Source organism: Streptomyces sp. NPDC002104 (assembly GCF_053593795.1).
In genome coordinates this window covers 31,166-54,336 of record NZ_JBSFDF010000018.1, presented here as the reverse complement: position 1 = coordinate 54,336, position 23,171 = coordinate 31,166, and the positions used below count along the sequence as shown (strand labels likewise).

At 72.0% G+C, this 23,171-nt stretch carries 15 protein-coding genes and 1 pseudogene; 6 read left to right on the top strand and 10 right to left on the bottom strand.

The features are described 5' to 3' along the window. Window positions 1–61: 61 nt before the first annotated feature. Both ACWCP2_RS17610 and ACWCP2_RS17605 read left to right on the top strand, forming a co-directional pair. A pseudogene (locus ACWCP2_RS17610) lies at window positions 62–1,738 on the top strand (condensation domain-containing protein); the annotation flags it as partial. A 17-nt stretch (window positions 1,739–1,755) separates the two neighbouring features. Continuing rightward, window positions 1,756–3,042 (top strand): MFS transporter, encoded by a 1,287-nt coding sequence (locus ACWCP2_RS17605; protein WP_450909486.1) that lies wholly within the window; start codon window positions 1,756–1,758, stop codon window positions 3,040–3,042. An 81-nt stretch (window positions 3,043–3,123) separates the two neighbouring features. On the opposite strand, the gene ACWCP2_RS17600 is transcribed toward ACWCP2_RS17605, so the two are convergent. Beyond that, complete coding sequence (locus ACWCP2_RS17600) at window positions 3,124–4,410, bottom strand: ABC transporter substrate-binding protein (RefSeq protein ID WP_450909485.1); 1,287 nt, start codon at window positions 4,408–4,410, stop codon at window positions 3,124–3,126. Window positions 4,411–4,627: 217 nt separating this feature from the next. Here ACWCP2_RS17600 and ACWCP2_RS17595 point away from each other — a divergent pair, with 217 nt between their 5' ends. Both ACWCP2_RS17595 and ACWCP2_RS17590 read left to right on the top strand, forming a co-directional pair. Next, the gene (locus ACWCP2_RS17595) at window positions 4,628–4,753 is read left to right on the top strand and encodes a hypothetical protein (RefSeq protein ID WP_450909484.1); all 126 of its coding nucleotides are present in this window, start codon (window positions 4,628–4,630) and stop codon (window positions 4,751–4,753) included. A gap of 112 nt (window positions 4,754–4,865) precedes the next feature. Then, the gene (locus ACWCP2_RS17590; protein ID WP_450909483.1) at window positions 4,866–5,177 is read left to right on the top strand and encodes a hypothetical protein; all 312 of its coding nucleotides are present in this window, start codon (window positions 4,866–4,868) and stop codon (window positions 5,175–5,177) included. Window positions 5,178–5,243: 66 nt separating this feature from the next. Here ACWCP2_RS17590 and ACWCP2_RS17585 read toward each other — a convergent pair whose 3' ends face one another. From ACWCP2_RS17585 to ACWCP2_RS17575, 3 genes are all read right to left on the bottom strand, one after another. Continuing rightward, window positions 5,244–7,679 carry a glycoside hydrolase family 3 C-terminal domain-containing protein gene (locus ACWCP2_RS17585; RefSeq protein ID WP_450909482.1) on the bottom strand — a complete coding sequence of 812 codons (2,436 nt, stop codon included), beginning with the start codon at window positions 7,677–7,679 and terminating at the stop codon, window positions 5,244–5,246. Window positions 7,680–7,911: 232 nt separating this feature from the next. Continuing rightward, a complete protein-coding gene (locus tag ACWCP2_RS17580; protein WP_450909481.1) occupies window positions 7,912–10,086 on the bottom strand; it encodes a discoidin domain-containing protein in 2,175 nt (724 codons plus the stop codon). A gap of 249 nt (window positions 10,087–10,335) precedes the next feature. Continuing rightward, entirely contained in the window at window positions 10,336–12,546 is a 2,211-nt protein-coding gene (locus ACWCP2_RS17575) for a discoidin domain-containing protein (protein ID WP_450909480.1), read from the bottom strand. 176 nt (window positions 12,547–12,722) lie between these two features. Between ACWCP2_RS17575 and ACWCP2_RS17570 the strand changes: the two genes are divergently transcribed. Further along, window positions 12,723–12,953, top strand: a complete 231-nt coding sequence (locus tag ACWCP2_RS17570; RefSeq protein WP_450909479.1) for a hypothetical protein — start codon at window positions 12,723–12,725, stop codon at window positions 12,951–12,953. 1,235 nt (window positions 12,954–14,188) lie between these two features. Here the strand turns inward: ACWCP2_RS17570 and ACWCP2_RS17565 are convergent. The 5 genes from ACWCP2_RS17565 to ACWCP2_RS17545 all read right to left on the bottom strand — a co-directional run bounded on the left by ACWCP2_RS17565 (window position 14,189) and on the right by ACWCP2_RS17545 (window position 20,087). After that, a complete protein-coding gene (locus ACWCP2_RS17565; RefSeq protein WP_450909478.1) occupies window positions 14,189–14,512 on the bottom strand; it encodes a hypothetical protein in 324 nt (107 codons plus the stop codon). A 980-nt stretch (window positions 14,513–15,492) separates the two neighbouring features. Next, on the bottom strand, window positions 15,493–16,848 hold the full coding sequence (locus ACWCP2_RS17560; RefSeq protein WP_450909477.1) for a GH1 family beta-glucosidase: 1,356 nt from the start codon (window positions 16,846–16,848) through the stop codon (window positions 15,493–15,495). 39 nt (window positions 16,849–16,887) lie between these two features. Continuing rightward, window positions 16,888–17,727, bottom strand: a complete 840-nt coding sequence (locus tag ACWCP2_RS17555) for a carbohydrate ABC transporter permease (RefSeq protein ID WP_450909553.1) — start codon at window positions 17,725–17,727, stop codon at window positions 16,888–16,890. Window positions 17,728–17,758: 31 nt separating this feature from the next. Further along, window positions 17,759–18,754, bottom strand: a complete 996-nt coding sequence (locus ACWCP2_RS17550; RefSeq protein ID WP_450909476.1) for a carbohydrate ABC transporter permease — start codon at window positions 18,752–18,754, stop codon at window positions 17,759–17,761. Window positions 18,755–18,767: 13 nt separating this feature from the next. Continuing rightward, window positions 18,768–20,087: an ABC transporter substrate-binding protein gene (locus ACWCP2_RS17545; protein WP_450909475.1), complete on the bottom strand. Its 1,320-nt coding sequence runs from the start codon at window positions 20,085–20,087 to the stop codon at window positions 18,768–18,770. A gap of 184 nt (window positions 20,088–20,271) precedes the next feature. Between ACWCP2_RS17545 and ACWCP2_RS17540 the strand changes: the two genes are divergently transcribed. Beyond that, window positions 20,272–21,591 (top strand): ROK family protein, encoded by a 1,320-nt coding sequence (locus tag ACWCP2_RS17540; protein ID WP_450909474.1) that lies wholly within the window; start codon window positions 20,272–20,274, stop codon window positions 21,589–21,591. A 143-nt stretch (window positions 21,592–21,734) separates the two neighbouring features. Here the strand turns inward: ACWCP2_RS17540 and ACWCP2_RS17535 are convergent, their stop codons facing one another. Next, window positions 21,735–23,102, bottom strand: coding sequence for an ABC transporter ATP-binding protein (locus tag ACWCP2_RS17535; protein ID WP_450909473.1), 1,368 nt, complete (start codon window positions 23,100–23,102; stop codon window positions 21,735–21,737). Window positions 23,103–23,171: the final 69 nt, after the last annotated feature.

The window sequence follows — 23,171 nt, the reverse complement described above, 5'->3', positions numbered from 1 at the left end:
GGTCGCCCCGCCGGTCCGTACGACGCTCGCGAGCGTCACCGTCGCGTACGCTGGCGGCCAGGTGCGCCGGGGCCCCGTCACCATGGGGCAGGCCAACATGATCCGCTGCATGCTGCGGGACGAACCCGAGCACATCAACATCCACGACGTGTGGCCCGTTCCCGAAGGCACCCGAACCGACGCCGTGATCGAGGCCCTGCGCACCCTGGTCGTGCGGCACGAGGCGCTCCGCACGACCTTCCCGCACGCCCCCGGCGAAACCCCCGGCGAACAAGTCGTCGCGGATCGGGGCACGTTCACGATGGCGGTCCTGGATCACCTCGAACTGCCGGACGGCGGCGCCGCGTACGCCGACTCGCTGGCCCGTGGGGCGCGCGTCGAACGCTTCCGGCTGGACCGGGACTTCCCCCTCCGCCCGACCCTGGTGACGCTGCGGGGTGCCCCGGCCTACGTCACCATGGCCGCCAGCCACGCCGTGACCGATGTCGGCGCCCTCACGGTCCTGCGACAGGAGTGGCTCACCCTGCTCGCCGGAACGCCGCTCGCCCCACCGTCCTCCCTCACCCCGCTCGACCTCGCGGCCGAAGAGGCGAGCCCCGCGGGCCTGCGCAAGTCCGCCGCCTCGCTGCGGCACTGGGAACGCGTCATCCGTACCGGCCCCCAGGCCATGTTCGCGGAACCGGGAGCCGAGGGCACCGAAGCGCCGATGCCGAGGCTCACCCTCCGGTCACGGCGGGCCGCCCGCGCCCTGGCCCGCGTGGCCGCCCGCACCGGAGCCCTGCCGTCCACCGTGCTGCTGACCGCCTGGGGCGCGCTCATCGCCCACCGCACGCGGCAGAGCGCGTGCGTCATGGCCGTCCCCACCTCCAACCGGTACCACCCCCGCCTCGCCCAGGCGGTGAACACCCTCTCCCAGGACGCCCTGCTCCTCCTCGACGTGCAGGTCCCGGCCTTCGACGCCCTGGTCAAGAAGGCCTGGGGGGCGGCGCTCAACGCCTACCGGCACAGCCAGTTCGACGCCCTCGCCCTCTGGGAGATGATCGGCGACACCACCTTCGCGCGCGGCAGCCGGTTCACGCGCGACGTGGTGTTCAACGACGTCAGCACGCTCCCGGCCGCCCCGTCCCCGCTCCCCGGGGACGCGGGCCGTGCGCGGCCCGAACCCGAGCTGGAGCTGACGTGGGGGCCGGAGCAGGTCCTGCCGACCCGCACCCTGACCTTCGTACGGGCCGTCGAACCGTCGGTGCACCTGGACCTGTGGGCGGATCCCGCCCTGTTCGGACGGGCCGAGGCGGAAGGCTTCCTCACCGGGCTCGTACGGCTCCTCGAAGAGGCCGCGGACCACGACGTACCGCTCGCCTCGCTCACCGGTGCGACGGGCGTCCGGCCGGTCGAACACGGGCCGGGATGGCACCGGATCGACGGCTGCTGGACCTCGCCGCCCCTGGTGGCGGCCACCCTGAGCCAGGCCCTCGCGGGCCTGCCCGTACACGTCACGGCGGACGCCCCCGACGACGGCGACGGCGCACCGCCCGGAGGCGGCCTCACGGCCTACATCGCCTCCGGCGGCACCCCGGTCACCCCGGCGCGGGCGCACGCCGCACTGATGGACGCCCTCCCCGGCCGCCCCGGCGTACTGGCTCCGCACCGGTACGTGATCGTCCAGGACCCGCCGGCGGAGGCGGACCGGAGCAGCGCATGGCTCCGTCAACAGATTCTCAGGGAAGGGACCGGCCGGCCTCCGGCGGATACGACATGACGATCGACGAGGCAACCGCGACACCGGAGCAGAGCTCCCCGCCCCCCAGCCCGTGGCGGTCGAACCGCTTCCGGCTGTTCTTCACCGCCCGCAGCACCTCACTGCTCGGCGACGGCATGCTCATGGTCTCCCTGACGACCGCCGTGCTCGGAGCGGGGTACGGGGCCGCCGGCGTGGGCTACGCGCTCGCCGCGTGGATGGCGCCGATCGTCGTGCTCGTCCTGGTCGGCGGGGTCCTCGCCGACCGCTTCACCCCGCAGGTGATGATGGTCGGCGCGGACGTGGTCCGCATGGTGGCCATGCTGACGCTCGCGGTCCTGCTGATCGCCACCGACATACGGCTGTGGCACATCATGGCGCTGCTCGCCCTCAGCGGCGCCGCGACCGCCATGTTCCAGCCGGGCCTGGCGAGCCTGGTGCCCCAGGTCGCCGAGGACATCCAGCGGGCCAACGCGCTCCTGAGGGTCTCCGAGGCCATCTGCACCCTCCTCGGCCCCGGCCTCGCGGGCCTGCTCGTCGCCTACTGGGACGTGGCGGGTTCCTTCCTGGTCATCGCGGCGGCCTACGCGTGCAGCGCCCTGGGCCTGGCGCCGCTGCGCAAGCTCGGCACCGCCCGGGACGAGAGCAACGACCCGCTGTGGCAGCGGCTGGCGACCGGCTGGCACGAGTTCCGCTCGCGTTCCTGGCTGTGGGGGGTCATCGCGATCTGGGCGGTGTACGGGCTCTTCGTGTTCGGGCCGGCGCTGCCGCTGGGCGCGGCCCTGCTGACCGAACAGCACGGCGCGGGCGGATACGGCTGGATCGCCTCGGCCGACGGCGCCGGCACGATCGTCGGCGGCCTGCTCGGCATGCGGGTCCGGCCGCGCCGCCCGCTGGTGGCGGGGGCCTGCGCCATGTTCTTCTTCTCCCTCAACCCGCTCGCCCCCGCGCTGGGCTGGTCCTTCACCCTGACCGCGGCCACCGGGGTCGTGGCCGGCTGCGGATTCGCCTTCTGGGGCGTGATGTGGGCGACCAGCGTGCAGTCCCACATCCCCCTGGCGGTCCTCAGCCGGGTCTCGGCCTACGACGTGGCCGGCTCCATCATGGTCATCCCGCTGGGCCGCGCCCTGGCCGGCCCGGCGGCGGAGGCCTACGGCGCGGACCGGGTCCTGCTCTTCTCCTCGGCCGTCGGCCTCGTCTGCATCGCCGCGATGCTCTGCGTCCCCGCGATCCGCGCCCTGACCCGCGCCCCCGACCGCCCCGCGGCACCGCCCGCGCCCGCCCCGCCCGTCCAGGAGGGCTGACGCGGCCGGGGGACGTGGGGCGAGCGGCCCGGGGCCCTCAGCCGGCCCCGGCCGCCCGCCCCGTCACGGGCGTCCGGATCTCTAGCCGCCCGCCGTCCGGGCCCGCTGGGCAAGGTCCGCGAGCACCTTCGCCGGCCGGGTGTCAGGCCGTACGGCTCCTCCGATGTTCTTCTTGAAGTCGGCGCTCACCGAGGCCCAGGACTTCTTGCCCACCGGGTACAGGCGTGAGGACGGCAGGGCGCGCAGGAACACCTTGAGCGGTGCGACCCCGGGGTCGTCGGAGTCGAGCATCCGCCGGTAGCCGCTCGTCGTCACCGGCAGCAGCCCGTACTTCGAGGTGAAGGCGGTGACGTTCTTCTCCTCGTACAGGAAGTCGAGGAACTGCCCGGCCTCCTTCGGGTGCCCGTTCTTGAAGGCCATGACCCAGTCGGCGACGCCCATCGCCTGCGGCTCCGAGGCGTCCGCGGCTGGCAGTGCGATCATCCCGAGCCTGATGCCCTTCGCGGTCGCCTGCTTCACCAGGGTGGGGTGGCCGTTGAGGATCCCGACCTCCCCGCGGGTGAAGGCGTCGAAGGCCTTCTGGCGGTCGAGCTTTCCCGGTTCCTCCGGCCCGGTCAGCCCGGCGCCGACCAGGTCCTCCCGCAGGAACTCGAAGGTCTTCACGTTCGCGGCCGAGTCGATGGCGTAGCTCTCGGAGTCGTTCGTCATGCCGCCACCGCCGGCGAGCATCCACTGCATCGACTCGGCCTGCGCCTCCTCCGGACCCAGGGGCAGCGCGATCGGCGTACGCACCCCGTCCCGCTTGAGCTTCTTCGCCGCCGCGGTGAGGTCGTCCCAGTTCCGGGGCTGCCAGGACGCGCCCTTGGTGATGACGCCCGCCTCCTCCAGGAGCTTGGTGTTGTAGAACATCAGCCGGGTCGACGCCACGAACGGGAGCCCGTACTGATTGCTGTGGATCCTGCCCGCCTGCGCGAGCGGTGTCAGCAGATCGGCCTCCGTGCGCACCGACAGGAGTTCGTCGGCCGCGTACAGCTTTCCGGCCGCCGCGTAGTCGGCGTAAGCGCCTATCTGCGCGATGTCGGGCGCGTGGCCCGCCCGGACCATCTCGGCGACCTTCGCGTCCACGTCGTTCCAGGACAGGACGCTGACCTCCACCCGCACGTCGGGGTGCGCCTGCTCGAAGCTGTAGGCCAGCTCCTTCCAGTACGGCTCGGAGGAGTTGGCCGGGCTGTCACCGTAGTCGGCGGCCACCACCCGCAGCACCACCTTCGCGGAGGCCGGATCGGACACGGTCCCGCAGCCGGCCAGCACCACCACCGCCAGACATCCGGCGCCGGACGTCCACCAACCACGACGCTTCACCCTCATGACCCACCCTTCTTCGCTCCCTTGCAGGGCGTAGGTCTACACCACTTTCACGCCGTCTTCACAGGGGTCTGCACGAACGAGTCCGCAGTGTGACCACAGCAAATCCCCCCGGATGCCGACCAGTTGTATCCGGCACGAACTTCCGGCCGGGCGTGCTGCGCGAAACCGGGGCGCCCGCGCATCCCCCGTGAGAGCTGCACGAGCCGTCCCGCCACGAGTGATCTCGTCCCCGGCCGAACTCGGCCTGCGCGACCGGGTCCAGGCCGTCGTCCCGGCCCACCGCCTCGCAGTGGTCCCGCTCTTCCTGACCGGTGCGGCGGTACGGGCCGCCGGCCCGGGGTAGGTTTCCCCGCGCGAGGCGGTCACTCGACGGGGGCCGGGAATCCGTGAACCCGGCCGGACCCACGACGACCCGCCGCCCCGACCGCGCAACAGGAAGCCGAGGCAGAACCAGGATGACCGAGGACCCCGCGAACGAGCCGCACACCCCCACCGACGCCGAGCGCGCGGCGCGCGCCCGGGTACGGGAGCAGGCCACCGGTCTGACCCACCACGACAGCGAGCAGGCATTCGAAGCCGCGGAGGCGGCCGCCGAGGAGGCCGCGGGCGATCTGGAACACGCCGACGCCGCCACCCGCGCCACCGTCGCGGAATGGCGGCGCATCACGGAGCTGCTCTTCGACCACGGCGGCCCGTACTCGCCCGACACGGATGCGTTCGTCCAGGGCCAGCTGGCGGCCCGCGAGGCCCATGCCGACGCCGAGTAGCCGGCCGAGGCCGCCCGGTCATCCGGCCCGCCGGTCAGCCTTCGGCCGGTGGCCCGGCCGAGCCGGTCAGCCGGTCGCCCGGACCTCCAGTGCCCCACTCCACACCGGGTCGCCGGCCGAGCGGCCGACCAGGATCTCGTAGGTTCCGGGCTCCGTGCGCCAGGCGCCCTCCGTCTGCGACCAGTGCCGCAGGGCCCGCGCCGGGATCTCCACGACGGCGGTCGCCGACGCGCCCGGTTCCGCGTGGACGGCGGCGTAGCCGGCGAACCAGCGGACGGGCCGCTCGACCGTGGACTGCGGACGGGCCAGGTAGACCTGCACGACCTCGCGGCCGGGCCGGGCGCCCGTGTTGCGCACCCCCACCCGGACCGTGAACGGGGAACCCTCCCCGATCTCGGCCGGGGCCCGGACCGCCCCGTACTCCCAGGTGGTGTAGCCCAGGCCGTGGCCGAACCAGTAGGCCGGCTCCTGGCCCGTGCGGAGCCAGGCCCGGTGGCCGATGTGCACGCCTTCGCCGTAGGCGAGGCGGCCGTCGACGGGACGGGCGTGGGTGACGGGGGCGTCGGTCAAGGCTGCCGCCCAGGTGGTGGGGAGGCGGCCGCCCGGCTCGGCGTCACCGAAGAGCAGGTCGGCGAGCCCGGTTCCGGCCTCCTGCCCCGGGAACCAGGTCAGGAGAGCGGCGCCCACCTCGTCGCGCCAGGGCAGCTCGACCGGGCCGCCGCTGTTGACCACGGCGATCGTGCGCCGGTTGACGGCCGCCACGGCGCGGACGAGGGCGTCCTGGTGGCCGCCCAGCGAGAGGCCGTCGCGGTCGTGGCCCTCGGTCTCGGTGTGCTCGGTTGTGCCGACGACCACGATCACGGCGTCCGCGTCGCGCGCCGCCCGCACCGCTTCGGCGAGGGCGTCCCCGGCCTCGGGCTCCGGTGGCGCCGCCGCGACGATCGTGGCGCGCCCGGCTCCGGGGACCAGCTCGCGCCGGGCCATCAGCAGAACGGGCCCGGTCGTGTCCAGGGCCGCCCGCGCCGTGTGCAGGGGCGGGTTCACATGGACGATGGCCGGGTCGTCGGTGGTGCAGGGGAACTCGCCTTCCAGGACGGTCCGTTCGCCGAGGGTGAGGCTCATCCGGCCGAAGCCGGCGATGCCGAAGGTCCATTCCCCCGCCGCCGGCGGCCGGATGAGCGCGCTGATCTCCACGGTCCGGGCCGCGGGACCCACCGGCGGTTCCAACTGGGTGCCGGACAGCCGGTGTTCGGCGTGGAGTTCGCGGCCGGCCCCGTCCAGGACGCGCAGCAGTACGCCCGGCTCGCCCGACCGCGGGTCTTCGCACCAGCCGGGGGCCAGGGGCGCCGGGGGAACGCCCAGTCCCGGACCCGGTACGTGCACGACCTCGGCCAGGCCGTCCAGCCGGGCGCGGATCCCGTCGAGCGGAGTGACCACGCGCGAGGGGAAGACCCCCGCACTGCCTCCGCCCTGCACCCGGGGAGAGGCGGCGTGCACGCCGATGACGGCGACCTTCGTCAGCGCCGCCGGGTCGAGCGGGAGCACCTCGCGGTTGGTCAGCAGGACGCAGCCGGCGGCCACGGTGCGGCGCAGCAGCGCCCGCGTGCCCTCCGGGCCGAACACCGCACTGCGCGGGCGCCGTTCCGCGTCGAGCGCGCCCACGCGTCCGGCCAGCCGCAGCAGGCGCCGCACCTTCTCGTCCACCACCTCCACCGGGACCCGGCCCTCCTCCACGGCCCGGACGAGGGAGGCCTCCCAGGGGCCCTGCGGTCCCGGCATCGCCAGGTCGAGCGCGGCAAGGGCCGGTTCCAGCGCCGAGCGCAGGGCCCCCCAGTCGGATACCACCACCCCGTCGAAGCCCCAGTCGCCCTTGAGCGGTTCGGCGAGCAGCGGACTGGCCGTCATCGTGGTGCCGTTCACCCCGTTGTAGCCGGCCATCACGAGCCATACGCCCGCCTCGACGGCAGCCTCGAACGGAGCCAGGTACACCTCGCGCAGCACCCGCTCGGACACCCGTACGTCCACGTGCATGCGGCCGGTCTCGGAGTCGTTCGCCACGTAGTGCTTGGCCGTGGCCGCCACCCCGGCCGCCTGGATGCCCCGGATCAGTGCGGCGCCCGTACGGCCGGTCAGGAGGGGATCCTCCGAGAAGCACTCGAAGTGGCGGCCGCCCAGCGGGGTGCGGTGCAGGTTGAGCGTGGGCGCCAGGACGACGTCCACGCCCTTGCGGACCGCCTCCGAAGCGAGCAGACCCCCCAGCTCCTCGGTCAGGCCCTCGTCCCACAGCGCGCCGATCGCGGACGCCGAGGGCAGCAGCGCGGAGGTGAGCCGCTCGTCCCAGGCCTCCCCCCGCACCCCGGCGGGGCCGTCGGAGGTCACCATCTCGCGCAGGCCGACGGCCTGTTCGCCGGCCGTGCGCCAGGTCGTGGCCCCGGACAGCAGTCGCACCTTCTGCACCAGATCGAGCTTCTCCAGCAGTCGATCGAGCGTGTCCTCGCTCATCCCCACCCCATTCACGTCGTCCCCACCCCGTCCGCTCCCACTCGTGGGAGAGCGCTCTCCCAAGCATTGGTGCGTACCACGTGCACCGTCAAGCCCCCTCCGGTTCCCGTCCCCGGCAAAAGGAGAAGACCCGGCTCTCCCCGTGGTCGGACGGGGAGAGCCGGGCCCGTACGGAGGGCCGGCCGCGTCAGGGCGGCCGGTACTCCGCGTTCAGTACCGCGCCGTCAGCGGGTCAGCTGTAGACGCCGAACTCGTAGAGGGAGTAACCCCAGGCGGTGCCGCGTGCGGTCAGGTTCAGCCGCACGTGGCGGGCGGTCGCCGACACGTTGATGGTGTCGATGTCACCGTTGCCGTTCGTGGTGGTCTGGACGGTGCGCCAGTTGGCGCCGTCGTCCGAGACCTGCACCTCGTAGGACTTGGCGTAGGCGGGGTCCCAGACCAGCTGCAGGGTGCGGATCGCCGTGGGAGCGCCGAGGTCCACCGCGATCCACTGCGGGTCGCTCCAGTCGCTGGCCCAGCGGGTGCTGGCCTTTCCGTCGGTCGCGTTGCCCGGCGCGCAGGGGCAGTCGCCGTACCCGGCCTGGAAGGAGGAGGCGGTCGCCGGCTTGTTCAGCGCCACGTTCGTGCCGCTCACGGGCGGGGCGACGACCTTGACGGACTTGGTCTCGATGCCCGCGTTGCCGCGGCCGTCCTCGGCCTGGATGTACACCTTCCACACGCCCAGCTTCTCGGGAGCCGTGACCGCGAAGGTCCCGTTGCCCGTCGAGCGCCACTGCGCCTCGACCAGCCGCTTGTCGCCGTTCGCGTAGTTGCCGCTGAGGAAGACCTTGTACGTCAGGGGGTCGTTCTGCGGGTCACTGATGTTGGCGCGGACGGTGAACTCCCCGCCCGCCGGGGCGTTGGAGGCCTTGTCGACGACCATGTTGCTGATGACCGGAGGGGTGTTGTCGCCCGCCGTCGACCCGGTGTACGCCTTCTTCACCGCGTAGTACGACAGCCGCCTGAGCCCGTCGGGCAGCAGGTTGAACCAGATGCCGCCGAAGTCGTGCTCGATGCCGTAGTGGAACATCGTGGCGCCCAGGGCGACGCCCTGGTGACCGGTGATGCAGTTCCAGGCGGTGGTGTACCCCTCGGCGGTCTGGACGTCGGTCTTCTGGTCGGGGATGCCGTTGGCGTCGTTGGGCACCTCCCACTCGCCGGCCGGACCCGTCTCGGTGATGATGTAGGGCTTGTTGTAGCCCCCGTCCACCCAGTCCTGCTTCACCTTGCAGATGTTGCCGTAGGAGTTCATCGAGTACAGGTCGAGGTCCGGGGCGTTGCGCTTGTAGTACGGCCACGCGCCCGTCCAGGCGTCGGTCGAGGTGACCGGGTGGTCCGGGTCGATGCTGTGGATCTTCTTGGCGACGTCGTTGACGAACGTGGTGTAGGCGTTGCGCTGCGCCTCCAGTTCGGTGCCGCTGTAGCAGTTCTGCAGGCCGAGGACGGATTCGTTGCCGACGTTCCACATCAGCGTGGCCGGGTGCGACTTGTAGGCGTCCACCCACTTCGCGAACTCGGTCAGCATGTTGCTCTTGTACGCGGCGTCGGTCACGTAGTTGACGCAGCCGCCCGCGCCGGGGCCGCCGCCGGGCTGCAGCCAGAACCCGTTGATGACCCGGATCCCGTTCGCCGCGGCCGTGTCGAGCAGGGGCTTGCTGGATGCGTCCGTGCCCCAGGTGCGGATGGTGTTGACGCCCATGGACTTCACGTCGGGCATGTACTTCGGGGCGTCGGCGAAGGACGGGCCCCAGGTGAGGCCCTTGACCGTGTACGGCTGCCCGCCCACGGTCAGCTGCCAGTTGCCCTGGGAGCCGGCCACGCGCACCGCGCCCTGGGCCGGGGGCTCCGCCGTGGTGGAGCCGTAGACCTGGAACTCCCAGAGGGAGTACCCGTAACCGCCGGAGCGGACCTGGCCGTTCATCCGGACGTAGCGGCCGCTGCCGGAGATGGCGATCTCGTCGGTGCCGCCGTCGCTGCCGGTGACGGCTTTGGCGGTGCGCCAGTTCGTGCCGTCGTCCGAGACCTGGATCTCGTAGTTCTTGCCGAACGCGCCCTCCCACGTGAGGACGACCCGGCTGAGGTTGCGGCTCGCGCCGAGGTCGACCTGGATCCATTCGGCGTCGCGCCACTGGCTGGCCCAGCGGGTGCCGGTGAGGTTCCCGTCGAACGCGGCGGCCGCCGAATAGCCCTCGCCCTCCTGGGAGGAGGCGGTGGCCGGCTTGCCCTGGGAGAGCAGGGTTTCCGCGGCGACCGCGGTGGGGGCGCCGGCCAGGGTCAGTGAGGACGCGAAGAGCGCGCCCAGGGCGACGAGGGCGGCGGCGCCGCGCGTGCGGCGGGGACTGGTTCTGATGGTGGGAGGGGGGAACATTGCGGCTCCTGGTGTCAATTGCGGGGGAATGCCCCTGGGCCGGGGCGCGGAGGTCGGTTCACCCGGCCCAGGGGAGTGGAGCGCGCCTCCGGCGGATCGGCGGAGACGGGTCGGGCGGTGGTGCCCCCGGGCCGCGGCGGCAGGGCGGAAACCGGGCCCGGGGTGTGGTGGGCCGGTTCCGTCGGGTGGGCGGAACCGGAGGGGGGCGGAGAGGCGGGGAAGGCCGAGGCGGCGGGGAAGGCGGGACGGCTAGGGGTACGAGACCACCGTGGAGGGAACCGTGGAGGTGCCGGCCGGGACCGTGGACGCCCCGGTGTCGTTGATGACGTGCTCGTAGTGGCCGTTGCCGCCGAGCGACACCGTCAGGAGGCTGTGGAACTTGATCCCCGGCTTGACGGGGGCCTTGAAGCCGTGGTCCTGGCGGATGTTCGGGTCCACGTTGTAGTTGCAGTAGCTGCCCAGGCCCCACGCCTCGTGGGTGGTCACCGAGTCGTCCACCCGGTAGGCGGCGTAGCCCTTGGTGGCGCCGTTCTGGATGGCGGCCTGGTTGGGGGCGTCGTAGGCCTTCTCGTTCTGGTAGAAGACCGTCTTGCCGCGCTCGCCGTACCACTCCACGTCGTACTTGTTGAAGTGCTCGACGAACAGGCCGGTGGCCAGGACGTCGTCACCGTTCACCCGCACCCCGTAGTCGGCGCGGTTGGTCTCCCAGCCCACGCCCTCGCCGTGGTCGGCGCGCCACACCCAGGTGTGATCGACGATGGCGTCGTCGCTGTTGATGACCATGCTGGTCGTCGCCTTGCCGGCGCCCGCCCCGCCGACGCGGATGTATACGTCCTGAACGGTCGTCGGGTTCGCGGTGTGGTCGGCGGAGGCTCCGGCCGGGCCGACCTCCAGCAGGGTCGGGGAGTTGACCGGTCCGGCGTCGATGAGGAAGCCGGCGAGCCTGACGCCGTCGACGTCGGCGACCTTCATGGCGGTCACCCCGTTGTCCGGGATGATCGTCGCCAGTCCCAGGCCGAGCACGATGGTGTTCGCGCGGTTCACATTGATGGTCCGGTCGACGTGGTAGACGCCGGGCGTGAACAGCAGGTTCAGGCCCTGGGCCAGCGCCTGGTTGATCGTGGCGGCGGTGGCGCCGGGCTTGACCACGTAGAACTGGCTGAGCGGGACCGAGTCGCCCTGCGGCGCGCCGTTGGCCCAGGTCGTGCCGCGGGCGTTGGTGCGCTTGGCCGGCGCGAACACCTTGTACTCGTTGCCGTCGACGTAGAGGTAGGGCTTCTCGCGGGAGACGGGTGTGGTGTCGAGCGTGGTGTAACGGGGCTCCGGGAATCCGGTGGCCGGGGCGCCCTCGACGCCGGAGAAGGTCTGGTTCCACACGCTGTTGGACCAGCCGCCGATGGTGCTGTCGCGGGTGTACCACTGCTGCTGCGAGTAGTTGCCGACCTGGCCGTCGACCTTGGAGTCGGCGATGTAGCCGCCGCTGGCCCAGCCGTATCCGCTCGGCGCCAAGTTGAGTGCGCCCTTGACGTGCATGCGGCGGAAGGAGGACGCCTGCGAGACCGCCCACCGGTTGGTGCCGTTGACCGGGTTGACGGTCAGGCCCTCCGCGCCGCGCCAGAAGTTCTGGGTCGCGTTGCCGTTGAACCAGCCCGCGTCGACCGTCACGTCACCGTTGATGGTGGTGTCGTCCGGGCGCAGGCCGAGGCCGGCGATCTGGGTGTAGAAGCCGATCTGGGCGTTGATGTTGTTGTACGTGCCCGGCTTGAGGAGGAAGGCGTGGCGGCCGCTGCCGAACTGCGCCGACTCCTGCTGCTGGAAGACCTGGTCCAACTGGGCCTGGATGCCCGGCGTGGAGGGGTCGATGACGTGCACGTTCGGGCCGAGGTCGCCGCCGCCCGGGAGGGCCGGGCCTCCTCCGTCGCCGGCGGTGGCGCCGTACACCTTGAACTCCCAGAGCGAGTAGCCGTAGCCGGTGGCCCGGGTGACGCCCTGCATGCGGACGTAGCGGGCGGTCCCGGTGATGTTCACGGTTTCGGTGCCGCCGGCGCCGGTGGTCGTGGCGTAGGCGGTGGTCCAGTCGGTGCCGTTGGTGGACAGCTCGATCCGGTAGGCCTTGGCGTAGGCGGCCTCCCACTGCAGGACGACCTTGCTCAGCTCGGTCGCCGTGCCGAGGTCCACCTGCAGCCACTGGGCGTCGGAGGCGGCGCTGGACCAGCGCGAGCCGTTGTTGCCGTCGACGGCGTCGGCCGCCGGGGTGCCGTAGTGCTCCTGGCTGGAGGCCGTGACGGCCTTGCCCTGGGAGAGCGGGACCGGCTCGGCCGAGGCGGCGGGTGACGACGGTGCCAGCGCGAGCAGGCTGCCGAAGAGGGCGGTCGTGACCGCCCCGACGATCCCCTTCCGGGGGGAAACGGGACGTCGTCTGCGGGGCGACGCATCGACAGGTATGCCAGTAGCAGGCATCGGTGCTCCTTTAACGAACCTGAAACGGGAGAGCGCTCTCCAGACCTTGCCCGTAACGCGATCGACCGGTCAAGGAGCTTGACGCCTTTTCTTTCGTCTTTCATTAAGTTCAGAGGCGGGGAGGGTGGCGGCCTGCTCGGCGTGCCGGACCGGCCGGGCCCGCGCACGCTGGACGCATGGCCGACCAGACGCAGGTCACGGTCCATCCCGTCGCCCCCGCCGGCGGCCGGAGGGTGACCGCACACGTCCACGGCACCGATTCGGTGCTCGGCGTGGCCCACGGCATGCCCGACGTGGCGGAGTTCCTGCGGCGGGCCGGCTGGCCCGACGAGGAGGACTGGCCGCCGGTCGTATGGCGCGGGGGAGGGCCGGCGGTCTGGGGAGACGGGCCGGACGGGGGCGCGTGACGCGACGCGACGTGACGCGGGGCGGGGCGGGGCGGCGCCGGGGCGTGGCCGCTCCGCACGCGGACGCACGGCAGCCCTCCCGTGGGGAGCCGGGAGGGCGCTGGGCCCGGGATGATCCGGAGCCACACCATAGGCACCGGAACGTGCGGGCCGGTAGGCATATGACAAGAGGCGTTCCGGATCTCGCCTCCGCCGCACACGGGGCCGCCCGGGCACGCGTGACGGCCCGCCTCAGCCTGCACCCCGTCCCGGGCCCCGCCGTCGACGGCCCCGCCGGGCCGGCCGTCCCGAGCCCGCGGAACGCCGCCGCCAGCCGGTCGCGGAACCCCGGGTGGCGGCGACGGGACGGCGTCCTGCGCGGCTGCGGATGGCCTTCGGGACCTAGGGGGCTGCGGCCCTGCGGGTGCGGATGGCCTCCCGGGCCTACGGGGCTGCGACCTGCGGCTGCCGATGGCCTTCGGGGTCTACGGGGCTGCGGCCCTGCGTACGGGCCTGCGGGTAGCTGCGCGGGCTTTGTCCCTGCGGCCCTCCGGTGACTATGGCGCTTGCAATGCCGGCGGGTCGGCGGACTTGAGGGCCCTGTGACTTGCGGTGTCTGTGGGCCTGCGGGCGGGCGAGGCCAGTGCCCCTACGGGGCTGCGGGCCTACGGCCTGCGAGGTCTGCGGGCCTGTGGTGACTGTAGGGCTTGCCATGGCGGCGGGCGGACGGGCCTGCGGGGCCTATGACTTGCGGTGTCTGTGGGCCTGCCGGTGGGCGAGGCCGGCGGTCTCTACGGGGCTGCGGGCCGGCAGCCTGCGGTGCCTGCGGTGCCTGCGGTGCCTGCGGTGCTTGCGGTGTCTATGGGGCCGCGGGGCCGCGGCCCTGGGGACCCGCGGCCCTGGGGCCTTGGGGGTCGACGAGGTCTGCGGGCCTGTGGTGACTGTGGCCCTTGCATTCGCGCCGGGCCGACGGGCCTGCGGGGCCTATGACTTGCGGTGCCTGCGCCTGCGGGCAGAAGAGGCAAGTGGCATCTACGGGGCTGCGGGTTACGGCCCGCGGGGTATACGAGGTTGCGGCCCCAGGGCCCGCGGCCCCGGTCGCCGAGGTCTGCGGGCGTGCGTGGCCGTGGGCCGCCGAGGCTTGCGGTGTCTGCGGGCCTGTGGGTAGCTCCGCGAGCCTATGGGCTGCGGACCTGTGGTGACTACGGAGCTTGCATGGGCGGCGGGCGGATGGGCCCGCGGCCCGAGTGCCGCTCCTACAGCACGGCAACGCATGACTTCAGATCGGCGGCCAGGAAGACCAGGTGGGTGCCTTCGGCGGTATCGACCCGTCCCAAGGCGACTGGGTCTTCTCCCGCACGCTGAAGATCCGGCAGCCCCTGTGCGAAGTCCTTGCAGGTGGATACGCCGTCCTGCGCCATGCATTCAGCCCGCCATGCGTAGATGTCGAGGTACTGGCGAGCTGGGTTCAGCTTCTCCCAGACCTTGAAGGCTGCCCCGGCCCGCAAGGCCAGGGCGGACCCATGGGCGGCGTCGGTTGCGTGTCGTTCGAGGGCAGCAGCCAGGGCTTCGCGATTCACGACGTGCAGCATGGCGTGCCGCGAGCGCCCGCGGTCGCCCGGCCAAGGCGAGGCCGGACCATCGAGATCGGCGCCAGCTCACCTGCAACGGCGGCCAGCCGGGTCCGTCTGGTCAAACTTCGGTGAGACCGGTGCATCTTCGATGAGACAGGACACCCATGACTTGCGGTCCCTGCGCCTGCAGGCAGACCAGGCCAACGATCTTTACGGGGCTGAGGGTCTGCGGGCTGCGTAGCCTACGGCCTGCGGTGCCCGCGGTGTCTGCGGGGTTGCGACCCCGGGCCCACGGCCCGCGGCCCCGGTCGACGAGGTCTGCGGGCATGCGTGGCCGTGGGCCGCCGAGGTCTGCGGCCCCACGGCCCTGGCGGTCGACGAGGCCTGCGGGGCGGTGGGTCGGCGAGGGCGGCGGTCTCTATGGGGTTGCGGGCTGCGTGGCTGCGGCCCTGCGGGGCCAGTGAGGCCTGCGCCTTGCCCGCGGCGCCGACGGTCTGCGGCCCTGCGGCCTGTGGTGGCTGCGGGCCGATGGCCCGACAGGACCCGCCGGGCCGTAGGCACCGTAGGCCGCGGGACCGTAGGCACCCGCCGACCCGCCGACCCGCCGACCCGCCGACCCGCCGACCCGCCGACCCGCCGACCCGCCGACCCGCCGACCCGCCGACCCGCCGACCCGCCGACCCGCAGGACCCGCCGGCCGCAGGGCCGCAGCCACCCTCAGGCCGCGCAGGACCCGTCGGCCCGCAGGCATCGCAGGGACCCGCCGGCCCGCAGGCCGCAGGTCGCATCCGCCCGCAGGCCGCGCAGGCACCCGTGGGCCGCAGGCATCGCAGGGACCCGCCGGGCCGCAGGCCGCAGGGCCGTAGCCGCCCGCAGGCCGCGCAGGCACCCGCGGGCCGATGGCCCGACAGGACCCGCCGGCCCGCAGCCACCCGCAGCCACCCGCCGCCCCCGCCCGCGCCGGAATCGGGGCCCCGCCCGCCCCGCTACGCGCCGCGTCGGCCGTGGCTGCGGACGATGTCCGCGTAGCGGTGGCCGCTGGTCTTCATGGTGCGCTTCTGGGTCGCGTAGTCGACGTGGACGAGGCCGAAGCGCTTGTCGTAGCCGTAGGCCCATTCGAAGTTGTCGAGGAGGGACCAGGCGTAGTAGCCGGCCAGCGGAGCGCCCTGGCGGGCGGCGCGGGCGCAGGCCGCCAGGTGCTGTTCGAGGTAGGAGGTGCGCCCGGGGTCGTCGACCGTGCCGTCGGGGGCGACGGTGTCGGGGAACGCGGAGCCGTTCTCGGTGACGTAGAGCTTCCGCACGCCGTAGTCGTTGGTGAGGCGCAGCAGCAGGGATTCGATGCCGTCGGCGTCGATCTGCCAGTCCAGCCCGGTGCGCGGTACGTCCGGGAGGCGGACCTCGCGGGCGAAGGGGACCGGGCCCTCGGGGTCGTTGGTGACGGTGGCGGGGAAGTAGTAGTTCAGGCCGTGCCAGTCGAGGGGCGCGGCGATGGTCTCCAGGTCGCCGGGGCGCTCGGGCAGCTCCACGCCGTACAGCTCGCGCATGTCGGTGGGGAAACCGCGTCCGTATACGGGGTCGAGCCACCAGCGGTTGGTGTGTCCGTCCATGCGGACGGCGGCGGCGAGGTCCTCGCGGTCCTCGGAGGCGGGTACCACCGTGGAGTGGTTGGTGACGAGGCCGATCTGCGCGCCGGGTGCCGCGGCACGCAGGGCCTGCGTGGCCAGGCCGTGGCCCAGCAGGAGGTGGTAGGAGGCGCGTACGGCGGCCGTCAGATCGGTGAGGCCGGGGGCCATGCGGCCTTCCAGGTGGCCGATCCAGCCCGAGCAGAGCGGTTCGTTGAGGGTGGCCCACTGGGTGACGCGGTCGCCGAGCCGCTCCGCGACCGCCGTGGTGTAGGTGGCCAGGTGCTCGGCGGTCTCGCGGACGGTCCAGCCGCCGCGGTCCTGCAGCGCCTGGGGGAGGTCCCAGTGGTAGAGGGTCACCGACGGGGTGATACCGGCTTCCAGGAGGCCGTCGATCACCCGGTCGTAGAAGTCGAGGCCCCGGGCGTTGACCGGTCCGGAGCCGTCGGGGACGATGCGCGGCCAGGCGATCGACATGCGGTAGGCGTTGGTGCCCAGTTGCTTCATGAGGGCGATGTCCTCGGGCCACCGGTGGTAGTGGTCGCAGGCCTCGTCACCGGTGTCGCCGTTGTCGATCTTGCCCGGGGTGTGGGAGAACGTGTCCCAGATGGACGGCCCCCGGCCGTCCTCCTTGACGGCTCCCTCTATCTGGTACGCGGAAGTGGCCGTGCCCCAGGCGAAGTCCTGGGGGAAGGCGCCGAGGTCAATGGAATCCGACACAGCAAGCCTTTCGAAGAGCAAGGGGAGGAGGGATGCCGGCTACTTGACGGCGCCGGCGGTCAGCCCGGTGACGAGGTAGCGCTGGAGGAGGAGGAAGCCGCCGACGACGGGCACGCTCACGACGAGGGAGGCGGCCATGACCTGGTTCCAGTACACGTCGTTCTGGGTCGAGTAGCCCTGCAGGCCCACCGCGAGGGTGCGGGTCGCGTCGTTGGTCATCACCGAGGCGAACAGCACCTCGCCCCAGGCCGTCATGAAGGCGTAGACGGCGACGGCGACGATGCCGGGGATCGCGGCGGGCACGATGACGCGGAAGAGGGCGCCCAGCGGACCGCAGCCGTCGACCTTGGCGGCCTCGTCGAGGTCCCGGGGGACCGAGTCGAAGTACCCGATGAGCATCCAGATCGAGAACGGCAGCGAGAACGTCAGGTAGGTGAGGATCAGCCCGGCGCGCGAGCCGAACAGCGCGATCCCGGTGGCGTTGCCGATGTTGACGTAGATGAGGAACAGCGGCAGCAGGAAGAGGATGCCGGGGAACATCTGCGTCGACAGCACCGTGACGGTGAAGACCCGCTTGCCCTTGAAGGAGTAGCGGCTGACGGCGTAGGCCGCGAAGATCGCGATGACGACGGAGAAGACGGTCGCCGAACCGGCCACGATCAGCGAGTTCATGAAGTAGTCGCCGAGGGGGACGGTCTTCCAGATGTCGAAGTACGGCTGGACCGTGAGGCCCGAGGGGATCCACTGGAACTTCCCCGACACGTCCTGCAGCGGCTTGAGCGAGCTGGAGATCATGACGTACACCGGCAGCAGGACGAATCCGGTGAGGAGCGTCAGGAAGACCAGCCGGCTCACGAGGAACGACTTGGGCGGCGCCATGGGCGACCGGGACTGCAGCGCCTGGGTGTGCTTAGGCATCGGTGGCGCTCCTTCCTCGGGAGGTGAGCAGCAGGTAGAGGCCGGTCACCACGAGCAGGAACAGCAGCAGCAGGACGGACATCGCGGAGCCGGTGCCGAAGTTCCAGGTCTGGAACGAGGACTGGTAGATGTGGATGGAGATCAGGTCGGCCGAGGCCGGCGCCGATTTCCCGAACAGGACGAACGGCGTGTTGAAGTCGTTGAACGTCCACAGGAACAGCACCAGGATCAGCACCTGGTTGACCGGGCGCAGCGACGGGAGCGTGATGCGGCGGATCTGCTGCCAGACGCCCGCCCCGTCCAGGGCCGCGGCCTCGTAGATCTCGCGGGGGATGTTCTGCAGGCCCGCCATCATGATGAGGAAGGCGAAGGGCCAGCCCTTCCAGACCGAGACGACCAGCAGGGTGACGAAGGCGTTGTCGCCGATGAGCCAGAACGTCGGGCTGTCGGTGAGTCCGAGCTGGTCGTGGATGACGTGGTTCACCAGGCCGTTGTCGCGCTGGAACATGAACGCCCAGGTGATGACGGCGGCGTAGACGGGCAGCGCGTACGGCACCAGGAAGATGGTGCGCAGGATGCCGCGGCCCTTGAACGTCTCCTGCATGAAGATCGCGGCCGCCGTGCCGATCAGCCAGCACAGGCCCACGGAGAAGAAGGTGAACAGGCACGTGGTGAAGAAGGAGCTCAGCAGTGCCTGGCCGACCGGTGCGTCGAAGTCGACGGTGAGCGCGTAGTTGTCGAGGCCGGACCAGGGCGCGTTGCCCCAGTCGCGGAGGTAGAACTGGGTGAGCTCCTTGAAGCTGACCACGATGCCGATGACCATCGGGATCAGGTGGACGAGGAGTTCGAGGACGAGCGCGGGGAGCAGGAGCAGGTACGGCAGGGAGAGGCGGCGCAGCCGCCCGGAGCGGCGCGTGCGGGGCGCCGCTCCGGGGGTGTTCCTGCCTGCCGTCCGCTTGCCCGTGCGAGGGGGTGCGGTGGTCGTCATGAGGTGTCCGTGCCTACTTCTTGGGCATCTGCTGCTGGGCCTTCTCGAGCTTGGCCTTCACCGACTCCACGGTGACCGGACGGCCGGCCGCCGCGTCGGCGAAGAGCTCCTTGACCGCGGTGCCCACCACCGTCTCGAACTGCGACTCCTCGGGGACCTGCGGGAGGGCGGAGGCGCTCTTGGCGAGCGTGTCGCGCAGGACGGCCAGGCCGGGGGTGTTGAACGCGGGGTCCGTCTGGGCGGACTTGACCGGCGGGATGGAGCCGTAGGCCTTGTTGAGGACCTTCTGCTCCTCGTCACCGGTCATGAAGTTCACGAACTTCGTGGCGCCGTCGATGTTCTTGGTGTTCTTGAAGACGGCCATGTTGATGCCGGCGACCATGGAGTTGGTGGACGTTCCCGTGCCCGGCGCACCGGACTGCACGGGCGCGGGGACCACGCCCCACTCGTCCTCCTTCATGCCCTGCGCGGCGAAGGTGGCCGACGCGGTCTGCCACAGCACCATGGCGGTCTTGCCCTTGGCGAAGTCGCTCAGTGACTGGTTCTGGGAGTACTCGGCGTTGCCCTTGGCGACGATCTGCGCGTCGGCCATCAGGTCGACGTACTGCTTCACGGCCTTGACCGCGCCGTCGGAGGTGAAGTCGGCCTTGCCGTCGGCGGTGAAGAAGTCCGCGCCGTGCTGCTTGCCCAGGACGAAGACCTGGTGGATGTTGTTGGAGAGGTTGGAGCCCTCGACGCCGAGTCCGGCCTTGCCGTCCTTGGTCAGCTGCTTGCCGGTGGCGATCACCTCGTCCCAGGTGGTCGGCGGCTTGGTGACGCCGGCGTCCGCGAACGCCTTCTTGTTGTAGTAGAGGGCGTAGGCCATGGAGTACAGCGGTACGGCCGCGGGGTCCTGGCCCTGGACGCCGGTGGAGCCGAGCGCCGACTCCACGAAGCGGTCCTTGCCGCCGATCTTCTCGAAGTTCTTCGCGTCCCACGGCAGCAGCGCGCCGCTGGCCTGCAGCGAGGCGCTCCAGGTGTTGCCGATGTTCAGGACGTCGGGGCCCTGGCCGGAGGTGGTCGCGGTCAGGATGCGGTTGAGCAGGTCGCCCCACGGCACGACCTCGAGCTTGACCTTGATGCCGGTCTGCTTCTCGAACTTGTCGAGCTCGGGCTGGAGGACCTGCTTGTCGACCTCCAGGCTCGATCCCTGGTTGGAGGCCCAGTAGGTCAGCGTCTTCGGCTGCTCGTTGGACCCGCTCCCGTCGGTGGAGCCACCGCCACCACAGGCGGCCGCCCCGAGGACGAGGGAGAGGGTGACGGCGCCTACCGCTGCGACTCTGATTCTGCGCATGGCTCCATGGGCCTTTCAGGAAGGAACGGGATGCCGACTGCGGGGTGGGGGGCGGACGTTCCGCGGTCAGCCCCCAAAACCACATGGCTTAATTTAGGATGTGAGTTAAACCTCAAGCGAAGGACTCGTCAAGAGCGTTCACGCAGGTATCTTGCAGGTACGGGCATCGATGACAGGGGACAGAGTGCGAGTACGCAGCGGCCGGACAGTGCGTGACCTGCGGCGGGAGAACCGGACCGCCGTATTGCAACGGTTGTATTTCGACGGTCCCCTGAGCCGCTTCTCCCTGGGTCCCGCCACGGGGCTGAGCTCCGGGTCGATCAGCAACGTGGTCGCGGAGCTGGTCACGGACGGCCTGGTGGAGGAGGCCGGGAGCGTCGAGTCCGCCGGCGGGCGCCCCCGGACCCTGCTCCGCGTCAGCCCGGACAGCGGCTACATGATCGGCGTGGACGTGGGCGAGACCCGCATCCGCATCGAGCTCTTCGACCTGACCCTGACCGAACTCGCACGCGTGGAGCGCCCCCTGGAGGCGGCGGGACCCCGCCGCATCGACCGCTACGACGTCGCCGTCGTCGTGAGGCACCTGCGCGAGGGCATCGCCGAGGTCCTGACCGCGGCCGGCATCGCACCCGAGCGGCTCCTCGGCGTCGGCATCGGCGTGCCCGGCATCGTGGCCAGGACCGCGGACGGCGCCGTCGTCCACGGCCAGACCATCGGCTGGGACGCGGTTCCCCTGGAGCGGATGCTCCGCGACTCCCACCTGCTGCCCGAAACCGTCCCGTACTACATCGACAACGGGGCCAAGACCCTCGGCCAGGCCGAGATGTGGTTCGGCGCCGGACGCGGGGCGCACAACGCCGTCGTCGTGCTCTTCGGCTCCGGCGTCGGCGCCTGCGTGGTCAGCGACGACACCCGCACCGGCCGCGCCATCGAGTGGGGCCACCTGACCGTGCGCGTCCGCGGCCGCCGCTGCCGCTGCGGCGCTCAGGGCTGCCTGGAGGCGTACGCGGGCGCGGAAGCCCTCCTGGAACGCTGGGCGGAGGCCGGCGGGTGCCCGCCGGCCGACGCCGACGAGGAGACCGCCCTGACCGCGATGCTCGCCGCGGCCTACCCCTCACCGGGCGAGGACGGCGCCACCCCGCAGGCCGACGCGACGGCCCTGGCCGTCCTGGAGGAGACCGCCGAGTACCTCGGGGCGGGCTTCTCCGACCTGATCAACCTGTTCCAGCCCGAACGCATCCTCGTCGGCGGCTGGGCCGGCCTGCAGCTCGGCACCCGCTTCCTGGACTCCGTACGGTCCTACGCCACCTCCTACGCCCTGTCGTACCCGGCGGCCAACGTCCGCGTCGACCTGGGCACCTTCGGCCCCGACGCCGTCACCGTCGGCGCGGGCATCCTGCCGCTCGCCGACTTCTTCGCCCGCGGCGGCCACCGCTCGGAACCCGAACGCGAGGAGCCGTTGCCGGCCTGGCGCACCACGCTGCAGGAGCGGGCCGCACACTGAGCGCACGGACCGAGCCTACGCACGGAGCCCCCGCAGGGAGCCCGCCCACGGAGCCGCGTACTGAGCCCGCGCAAGGCGAGCCCCCGGCCCACCCGCCTCAGATAGGGGCGGGCCGGGGCGCCTGCGCTCCCGAGGCGGGCGCGCTACCGCTCCAGGGGCGCCAGCCCGTCACCGGCGGGGGACACCCGGCGCCCCGCGTGGTCGAAGACGTACAGCTGCGCGAGATCGACCAGCAGCGGGATCTGGGCGCCCACCCGGACCCGGACGTGCGGTCCCGTGCGCACGACGAGGTCGCTGCGCACCGCCCCCAGCCGTTCGGGAGCGGCGCCCGCGTCGGGCCCGTACGCGGATTCCGGCTGCGCGTCCAGGACCGCGACGGACCCCGGCCCCGCCCCCGACAGCCGTCCCACGGCCCGGTCCCTGAGCTTGCCGAGGCCGCTCTGCTGCTGCCGCCGGAGCCGGCGTCGGGGCGCGGCCGGGTGCCGCGCCGACTCCAGCTCCGCCACCCCCGCGGGGCGCGAGCCGGTGTCCACGTGGACCAGGGCCTCGTGCCCCTGGTACTCGACGTGCTCGACGATGCCCGTCATCGCCACCTCGCCCGGCCGCGCCTGGCTCGGCGGGGCGATCCTGACGGCCTCCGAGCGCAGGCCGACGATGACCGGACGGCCCTGCTGGATCCGCAGCAACTGGTGGTCGGTGCTCAGGGGTTGGGGAAGGGCGAGCCGGTGGCGCCCCAGATCGATCCACATGCCCGCGCCCAGCGGCGCGTGGACGACGGCCTGGAGGAGGCTGATGCGGGGCGTGCCGATGAACGCCGCCACGAACACGTTCGCCGGCAGGGCGTAGGTGTCCCGCGGTGAGCTGACCTGCTGGAGGACGCCGCCGCGCATGACCGCCACCCGGTGCCCCAGCGACATGGCCTCCGACTGGTCGTGCGTGACGTAGACCGTGGTGACGCCCAACTCGGCGGTCAGCCGGGCGATTTCCGCCCGCAGGTGGCCGCGCAGCTTCGAGTCCAGGCTGGAGAGGGGCTCGTCCATCAGGAACACCGACGGCCGGCGGGAGATGGCCCGGCCCATCGCGACCCGCTGGCGCTCGCCGCCGGAGAGCTGCCCGGGGAAGCGGTCGAGGAGGTCCTCGATGCCCAGCATCCGGGCCGTTGCCTCCACTTGGGGCTCGTGGTCCCCGCGGGGGTCGCGCAGCTTGAGCGGGAAACCGATGTTGGCGCGGCCCGTCATGTTCGGATACAGCGCGAAGCTCTGGAACACCATCGCGATGTCCCGCTGGCTCGGCGGCATGTGGTTGGCGTACTCGCCGTCGAGGAACAGCGCGCCCTCGGTGATCTCCTCCAGCCCCGCGATCATCCGCAGGACGGTGGACTTGCCGCAGCCCGAAGGCCCCAGCAGAACCAGGAACTCGCCCGGCTCGACGGTGAGGGAGACGCGCTCGACGGCGAGGGAATCGCGCCCGTATCTCTTGCTGACATCGCGCAACGCGATGGAACGACTCATAACGGTCCGCCCGGGGCTGGGATGGGGAGGGAGAGGGGGGTGGGGGAGTTGAGGACAGAAGCTAGCTCA